This is a genomic window from Leptolyngbya cf. ectocarpi LEGE 11479, from assembly GCF_015207065.1.
GTDB classification, from domain to species: Bacteria; Cyanobacteriota; Cyanobacteriia; order Phormidesmidales; family Phormidesmidaceae; genus Leptothoe; species Leptothoe ectocarpi.
On record NZ_JADEXP010000293.1, the window covers coordinates 1 to 8211 of the forward strand.

Genomic DNA, 8211 nt, shown 5'->3' on the forward strand with positions numbered 1-8211 from the left:
CCGCTAATCCATCTAACCCATCGATCCAATTAATGGCATTTGCCATGCCCACCAGCCAGATAACCGTCACTGGCAGACTTACCCAGTCAGCAAGCTGTACAATTCCCAACCCAGGAAGAGACACAAAAGCAATATCCACGCCGACGTGCCATGTAACCGCAGCAACAGTCGCCTGCATCAGTAGGCGACTCACCGCAGACAGGCCAAATAGGTCATCCAGTAGACCAATTAAGAAAAATGCTAAGCCTCCCAGCGTAACTCCCCAGATCTCTAATTCTGGTTCATTCATTAACTGCTGACCCTGGGCGTCAACAAAACCACCCGTATTCCACACCACCAGCAAAGCCACCACTGTACCCAGAAAGATGGATACACCCCCAAGTCTAACCATGGGAACCTGATGAACTTTGCGCCCACCGGGCATATCAACTCGGCCACTGTGTAATCCAATCCTTTTGACAATCGGTGTGGCCACAAGCACCACAGCAGCCGATAGTGCAAAAGCCAGTAGGGGATAGATCTGGAAGGGCATGGGTGACAGGGGATGAGAGAAGACGACGCTAACTATTTATGAAGTCAATACGAGGGATCGGCAGCATACACAACAGTCACCGTCACCCTAGCAGTTTTTTTCAACCTTTTAAGCTGAGAATTATCAGATTCAAAATTACTATTATTTGGTGATCAATAAAATTCACTAGGCATATCGGCCCTTTATGAATATCTTTCTCGTCATGGGTGGTTGACTTAACTGATCGAATCGAATGATCAACTCATCACTTAAAGCTCGCAACATTGACGGGCCGAAAAATGATCATTTTTCGGCCCGTCAATGTTGAAACCTATATAACAGGGATGACTAAGCAAGCACAGCCTCTGTCGGCTGCAGGTGAGTATACAGTGGAAAACGATTGCACAAAGCTGCAACACGACTGCGGCAGTCTGCCTCAACAGTACTATCCTCAGGAGATAGCAACCGATCCGCAATAATATCGGCAATTTCTTTGAAATCTTCAGCACCCAATCCCCGAGTCGTCATCGCTGGCGACCCTAGACGTAGACCACTGGTGACAAAAGGCGATTCAGGATCAAACGGCACCGTATTTTTATTCGCAGTGATGTTAACCATACTGACCAGGGCGTCCGCTTGCTTCCCAGTCATGCCAATGGAGCGCAAATCAACCAACACCAAGTGATTGTCAGTCCCATCGGACACTACCTTAAAGCCCCTTGATTGCAGCTGAACTGCCAGTGCTTGGGCATTGGCAATAACTTGAGCGCAGTAGGCTTTAAACTCAGGCTGGAGTGCTTCGCCAAAGGCAACTGCCTTGGCCGCTACAACGTGCTCTAATGGACCACCCTGGCTACCCGGGAAAACTGCCTTATCAAACTTTTTACCCAGAGCCGGATCGTTAGTCATAATCAAACCACCCCGAGGCCCTCGCAACGTTTTATGAGTAGTCGTTGTCACCACATGGCAATGGGGTATGGGATTGGGATGATAATCCGTGGCCACTAACCCAGCAATATGGGCAATATCAGCCATGAGGTACGCACCGACTTCATCAGCAATCGCCCGAAACTTATCAAAGTGAATCGTTCGAGGATAGGCAGAATAACCACAAATAATCATCTTGGGTTTATGCTGCAGTGCTAGTTCGCGGATGGCATCGTAGTCTAGCTGCTCAGTATCCTCCTTAACGCCATACTGAACAACCTTGAACCATTTACCTGACACATTTACTGGCGAACCGTGGGTAAGATGACCACCATGGGAAAGATCCATACCCATGATCGTATCACCAGGCTCTAACAGCGCTAAAAAGACGGCAAAATTAGCTTGCGCCCCAGAATGGGGTTGAACATTGGCATGGGCAGCCCCAAATAATCGCTTAATCCTTTCAATAGCAAGCTCTTCAGCTTGATCAACAAACTCACAACCACCGTAGTAACGCTTATTTGGCAGTCCCTCTGCATATTTGTTGGTCAGCACAGAACCTTGAGCAGCCATGACAGCCGGTGAGGTAAAGTTCTCACTAGCAATCAGCTCTAGATGTTCTTGTTGGCGCTGACGTTCGCGCTCAATGATGGCAGTCAGGTCGGGGTCAGTTTGTCTCAAAAAGTCAAAATTAGTGGTCATGGGGATGGATACTTTAGTGTGAATTGGCCCGGCCAGGTAGCTAGGCATAAAGATTACGGAATTCCTGCGGTTTACCAGCAAATTATAGTAACGTGCTGCCAAGGAGTGTTGCTATTCGACCACCATCCACCTAAACCCGTAAATGCATTAACTCAAAGTGGCTGATTGCAACCTTTACAGGTAAACATTACGTTTCCGTATCAGAATGTAACACTTAGAAATCTATAATGAGTGAAATAGATAGGGACACGTGAGTAATCATTACTCTGAGGTACTGGTAAACACCTAATGTTTGTAAGGTGAATTTGATTTGTCATATTGTGGTAGCAAATTCAGCCATTGCTTTTCAACTCGCCACTGGCCCATGACGCTTTTCGTTGAATAAGAACCCCATGCTGTTGCAACCCACCACCCCTGTCTCGCCCGCATCTGTGTTGGCGTCTGTAGACGCGTCCTACGAGCGCTGTCGTCAGATTACTGCTAAGTACTCCAAAACGTTTTATATGGGTACGATGCTGATGTCTGAGGTCAAACGTCGTGCCATCTGGGCTATCTACGTATGGTGTCGTCGGACAGATGAATTGGTCGACGGTCCTTCTGCCGAGTTCACAACTGAAGCGACTCTCGACGATTGGGAAGCACAGCTAGAGTCTGTTTTTGCAGGTCGACCTCGAGATGATTATGACGTGGCAATGGTAGATGCACTAGAGCATTTTGCTCTAGATATTCAGCCATTTCGTGACATGATCGCGGGCCAGCGTATGGATTTACAATGCTCTCGCTATGAAACCTTTGAAGATTTAAAGTTGTACTGTTATCGAGTCGCTGGCACCGTTGGCTTAATGTCTACGGTTGTAATGGGCGTCGACCCTGAATACAACACGGCACCTTGGGCGAGCGCCCTACCTTGTCCCACGGAAGAGGCTATTGCCTTGGGAATTGCTAATCAGCTGACGAATATCTTGCGAGACGTTGGGGAAGATGCTCGACGTGGCCGTATTTATTTACCCTTAGAAGATTTGGAGCTATTCAAATACAGTGAAGAGGATTTGATTAACGGGGTGATAGATGAGCGGTGGCAAGCATTGATGCGTTTTCAAATTCAGCGCGCGTTAAAATTTTACCGACAGGCTGAAGGGGGAATTAGCGTACTCAGCCCAGATGCACGCTGGCCGGTTTGGTCAGCACTTATGCTCTATCGTAAGATTCTGGACGTGATTGCTGAAAATCAATACGACGTCTTTAATCGACGGGCATTTGTGCCTACAGTGCGCAAGCTTTTATGTTTACCCCCTGCCCTGCTGCGCGCTCGCGTACTTTGACTCAGGCATTCAATAAAACAACCTTTGCGCCATCAACGGTTTTCCACTCAAGCAATGAGCAATAAAAAAGCTGGAAGCTAAGCTTCCAGCTTTTTTATTGCAACAAAATGACTAGAGCCGAACCTTACCGGCTCCTCAACTAGGAAGCCGTTGTTTGAGCAGCAAGCATTTCCTTCAGCTTAGCCAAGTCAGATGCCCAACGGGGGTCTGGCTGGGTACTTTCGGAAGCCGGAGAGGAATAGCTGGTCGGCTTTCGTCCACTATTTGAGCGCTTTCCTCCCTTACGACCACCGCTGTTGTTTGGGGCAGCACTGCTACTAGAGCCTTCGTTTTCTTTGCTACGAGGCATAGCTTTCTCGACCTTGAGAGTAGCATCCTGTAAGGCTTGACCGTTATATTTACTCACAAGAGCATCTGCAATCTCATCAGTTTTAACAGTTACAAACCCAAATCCACGGCATTTACCGGTTTTGCGATCAGCAATCAGCTTAACTGACACGATATTATCAACATCTTCTGAAAAAACGGACTCAAACTCCTCGCGTTCTAGGTCACGGGGTAGGTTGCCAATATATAAGCGCACTGACATGGAGATACCTCTTAAACAAATCTAAAAAACAATTGCGGTGGGATGGCAATCAAAATTTAAGCCAGCTAAACTCCAGAACCTAAGGCACCACCAGAAGAAAATTTGAAGCTATGGTTTTAGATGATGTAACGAGCGACGAACCGCATCAAAAACTAGACTGGTTATTTTAGTAGGTAACTAACTTGATGAGTCTACAGCCCTAGTCAGGAGAGCTAAAAAACCACCTTTAGCCTCCGAAAATAGCTAACCAAAACAATTACTCATCACTACTTTTACCAGAGGTTTCTCATAGCATGAGATGAGAAATAGACCGTATCCCTACAACATCAAGGTATCACGCTGTCTGATGCCAAGCCAAGTTATTCGGTGTTTTTTTTGGTAAGGCTCTCTAAAGATAACGTAGAACCAATCAGCTAGTCAGGATACTGTATGCCTATTCATGTCAATTGCTCTGCAGTCTACTAAAAACTATTGGGTAACAGCGGCAATACGAGGATAAATGTCGTACGGCAGCAAAACATTTTCCATACCGCCAACAACAAAAACTCAATAAAAAAACCAGCCGCTTGAGTTGGGCTGGTTTGCTGTGTTGAGAGTAGGAGAACCCGATGCCTAACACTAAATTGCTGGTTTACCAATTTGAGATTAGTCAGGCTGTCAGTACTCGTTAATAAAATTTAACACTTTATATAAATAGCTGCAACCTGGACTATAACTTTATCATTAACATAGATAAGCTCCCTGGTAAGTAATGGCTTCATCCGCCCCTAAACATAATCCAAAGACCATATCCCAGGAGTAAAAAGCTGATAGTGAATGACCAACTCGGATGTTGAGCCAGCGTAATATGATTTCTGGGGGTACGGAGACGTTCGATATCAATCCAGAGATGGTGTCCTCTACGTAACCAACCGGTGACCTGCAGTGATTGGTTGCGCAATGGGTTAAGCCCCATCAGATTGCTCAGGGGACCGAAGTAAGACGTATGGTGCAGTTTAATGCTGCCGTAAGATGTGCGCAATCGCCATTCTTGTCCTAGCCAATTGGCTAGTAGCGGACGACCTGTTAGAGTGCCGTTGATTTTAATAGGTATGCTGCTGAGAGGAGTAAGTTTAGGGTTAGTTTGTCCAATCGTCAGCTGACTCTCATGGGCGGCAAGTGAGGGAGCTATTTCTGGGAAAAAGGTATTTATCCGGAGTAATTGACCTGTAGCTGCTCCAATTAAAGGCATGCTGACGAGAATACTAAAATCACGATGGAGCCAAGCCAATAGGGGAAAATCAAGGCTGGTTGCGATCGCACCCACCAGCCACATCAACAGCGCAACGCCCAAGCCCACCACCAAGCCAGACCAGGCACCCCCCTGCATTAACAACGTTTGCCAATCACGACGAGAGAAGTGACGAGGGCCCTGCTTTAAACTTAACTGGGCAAAGTTCAGGCTAGGTTTTAGTCGCCAGTGACGGCCATAGGCACTCAGAGTGTAAAGCCTGTCTCCTAGGGGTGGATGCCCCTGATTAATCGATAACCAATGGCGTAATGGATTAAATGCCCCCCAGGCAAATTGCTGGATTGATGTGGATTCGTCAGGGCTAACTGGCAGCATCAGCTCTAAACTTTCCAACAGCGGTGGAGTATATCCTTGGGTTTGAACGGCCTTGCCCATCGCCAGGGACAGTTTGGCAAGCGCGCGGACAAGACCATTAGGGTTACCTGTCAGTTCAGCAGCGCTGCGGTCTCGATAGGGGATACGGGTACGGGCCAACCCACACCCCACCTGAGCCAGCAACCAAAAAATGCCATAGCTCAGGGTAGCAAAAGTCCCAGCGGTGTTTTTCAGGATAAAGGGTCGAGATTCGCCCCACCGAGCTAAAAACCAATAAACACGATGGCAACTCTGTAACAGAAGCCCATGGGTAGAGAAAAAGACCCAATCCCAATTAGACCAGTGGCTCATTTCGTACATAATGATGGCCGCCAGCTCATCAGGTGCTAACCCATCGAGCAGCCCTTGACTAACCACAAGACGACCGTACCGGGGCCGCCAGCCATAGGAAACAATGATCGGTAAGTCACTGGTAAGCAACTGAATTTTGGGCAAGGGCCAGCGACGTTTGTTACAGAAACGTCGCAATAACTGGACAGCTTCTGGACTGTATTTTTCTAGGGCTGTACTCGTAACAGTCTCAGCAGGGCGTAGCCATAACGGCCATAGCCAAGGAGCCGCTATCGTCAGCAGACTAAGACAGATCAGAACTGCCCAGGTATGGGGTTGCCAGAAAAATGATGCAGGTCGCAGATCAAGCGGTAACAGTCGGTCTAGAAATTGCAGATAGCTGCGTATAACAGCTAGGGCTACCTGCCATAGCCAACGCACTACAAAAAAAAGCATGGGTACGGTAACCAACTGGGCAATCCACAGCGGTCCACCGTTAACCTTACCTAAAGATTTCAACGTGCTGAGCCGGTCTCCTTGGGGCCATTGATGGGGACCGTCATCGGTCGTTACTTTGCTCGCCCTAGCTCTGGGTGGCTGGGGGGGCGGCTGGTTGAATTTCTCCGCCGGAGCAACTTGTCGCGGTGAGGGGGTGGCAGAACTATTGGCTTCGGCAGAAGAACCATGGGCATGAGTATCTATCGCACTCAGTTTCCGTTCACTATTGAGAGTCTGGTAATGAAACAGTGAGGATGGGCTAGTGGCAATGTTCTCACCGACGTCAGCAGCAGCGTTATTGGGAGTTAGGGGGATAAAACCAGTGGCTTCAGGGACAAAACCACTCGTTGATGATGGGTTGGCACCGGACTCTATAGCGTCTTGACTAGCTGTTGAGGCTAACTGGTGTAATTGTTCTTGAGCCCACTGTCGAATAGTCTGACTACGATTCTTGAGCAATGGCTGACATAGGGCTTGAGCCTGTTGCGTGGCTCCTTGGGCGGCATAAACACGAATCAGTCCCATTTGAGCTTTGAGCCGATGAGCGGTACTCGTGTCATCAGCCTGATGTAGCTGTTGAAATAGTGCGATCGCACGCCCATAGTCTTTGTGTTTAAGCGCAGCAAGCCCTGCTTTTATCAACTGGTCTGGAGAGCGCTCTAAATCCATACAGATATCCTCTGATGTCATTGACGGCAGGATTGACGGCAGGTCAGACACACAATTGTGCAAATGCCGCAATCTTAGCGCGATTGCTCAGAAAACGACTGCACAGGCGGCTCTAACATCTGCTCTACGAACTCGTAGAGAGTCTCTTCAGGGTCACCTCTTAGCTGCCGTTCCTTGAGATCGATCAAACCAGCAGCCAGGGATTGGGCTCGTTTTTTATAGACATTGTTAGCAGATAGAAGATCGGTAAAAATCTCTCGCTCAATCTGATGACGGTCGGCATCATCCGGCAGCGGCGTCCCATAGGCAACATTATCAACCTCATATTTGAGGAGAAAAATTAGCGCCCCAGAATTCTCCTGCAACAGACTTTGCAGCTGTCGTGTATCTAGCTCTAAGCGCTCAAAGCCCACCTGGCCTTCAATTCGCAATTCAACAATCGGCTGCTGATCAGGGACAACTTTTTCTTGAGAGATGGCTCGATCAATCACCTGAAGAGCAAGGGCCTCAATCTCTTCTAATGCCTCTTGTCCTCGTAATTTTAAGGATAGACGGACGATGGAGCGCTGTTTATAGGTCGTTTTTAGCTCAGCCTTGACCTCTTCTCCTGCCACCAGTTCCACTAGCAAAGCACCCCGTTCAAAGGCACCTTCTTCGATATTGTTGGCTTCAAGAGAACCCGGATTAAACACCCAATTATCGACGGTGTAGTGTTTATGAATATGCCCCAGACCGAGATAATCGACACCGGCCTCTCTCAGAGGGAGTAAATCACCATAGCGTAGAGCTCCGGAATAGCGGGCAACTTGCCCTTCAAGACCATGATGAAAAAGTAAAATCTGAGAGTCTGGACCAGGGGGGAGTTCTGCGATCGCCCCAGCAATTTGCTCGATAGCTTTAGGGGCAGCGGCTCCATACCAACTTGACCCCAAAATACGGACACCGCAAACTAGATCAATATAGCCACCCTGTCTGGTTTCTTCATCCCAAGGGACATACATCGCCTCACCTTGACCAGGCTCTAACAGTTTTAATAAGCCCCAGTCCGATAAATACC

6 protein-coding genes are annotated in these 8211 nt (G+C 48.1%); 1 reads left to right on the forward strand and 5 read right to left on the reverse strand.

Translation table 11 applies throughout. The features are described 5' to 3' along the window. Both IQ260_RS23265 and glyA read right to left on the reverse strand, forming a co-directional pair. The coding region (locus IQ260_RS23265; protein WP_193995471.1) for a glycosyltransferase family 4 protein at positions 1 to 532 on the reverse strand (532 nt) is incomplete at its 3' end. 327 nt (positions 533 to 859) lie between these two features. After that, positions 860 to 2140, reverse strand: coding sequence for a serine hydroxymethyltransferase (gene glyA / locus IQ260_RS23270; protein WP_193995472.1), 1281 nt, complete (start codon positions 2138 to 2140; stop codon positions 860 to 862). A gap of 392 nt (positions 2141 to 2532) precedes the next feature. Here glyA and crtB point away from each other — a divergent pair, with 392 nt between their 5' ends. Next, positions 2533 to 3462: a 15-cis-phytoene synthase CrtB gene (crtB, locus tag IQ260_RS23275; RefSeq protein WP_193995473.1), complete on the forward strand. Its 930-nt coding sequence runs from the start codon at positions 2533 to 2535 to the stop codon at positions 3460 to 3462. A 139-nt stretch (positions 3463 to 3601) separates the two neighbouring features. On the opposite strand, the gene IQ260_RS23280 is transcribed toward crtB, so the two are convergent. The 3 genes from IQ260_RS23280 to IQ260_RS23290 form a co-directional block, all read right to left on the reverse strand. Next, the gene (locus tag IQ260_RS23280; RefSeq protein ID WP_193995474.1) at positions 3602 to 4051 is read right to left on the reverse strand and encodes an RNA recognition motif domain-containing protein; all 450 of its coding nucleotides are present in this window, start codon (positions 4049 to 4051) and stop codon (positions 3602 to 3604) included. 757 nt (positions 4052 to 4808) lie between these two features. Beyond that, positions 4809 to 7175, reverse strand: a complete 2367-nt coding sequence (locus tag IQ260_RS23285) for a M48 family metallopeptidase (RefSeq protein WP_193995475.1) — start codon at positions 7173 to 7175, stop codon at positions 4809 to 4811. A 53-nt stretch (positions 7176 to 7228) separates the two neighbouring features. Continuing rightward, positions 7229 to 8211, reverse strand: a 983-nt coding sequence (locus IQ260_RS23290; RefSeq protein ID WP_193995476.1) for a metallophosphoesterase family protein, incomplete at its 5' end; no start/stop codon positions are given.

Coding starts and splice junctions, on each gene's coding strand:
- IQ260_RS23280 (WP_193995474.1), bottom strand. CDS start 4,051: ATGTCAGTGCGCTTATATATTGGCAACCTACCCCGTGACCTAGAACGC.
- glyA (WP_193995472.1), bottom strand. CDS start 2,140: ATGACCACTAATTTTGACTTTTTGAGACAAACTGACCCCGACCTGACT.
- crtB (WP_193995473.1), top strand. CDS start 2,533: ATGCTGTTGCAACCCACCACCCCTGTCTCGCCCGCATCTGTGTTGGCG.
- IQ260_RS23285 (WP_193995475.1), bottom strand. CDS start 7,175: ATGACATCAGAGGATATCTGTATGGATTTAGAGCGCTCTCCAGACCAG.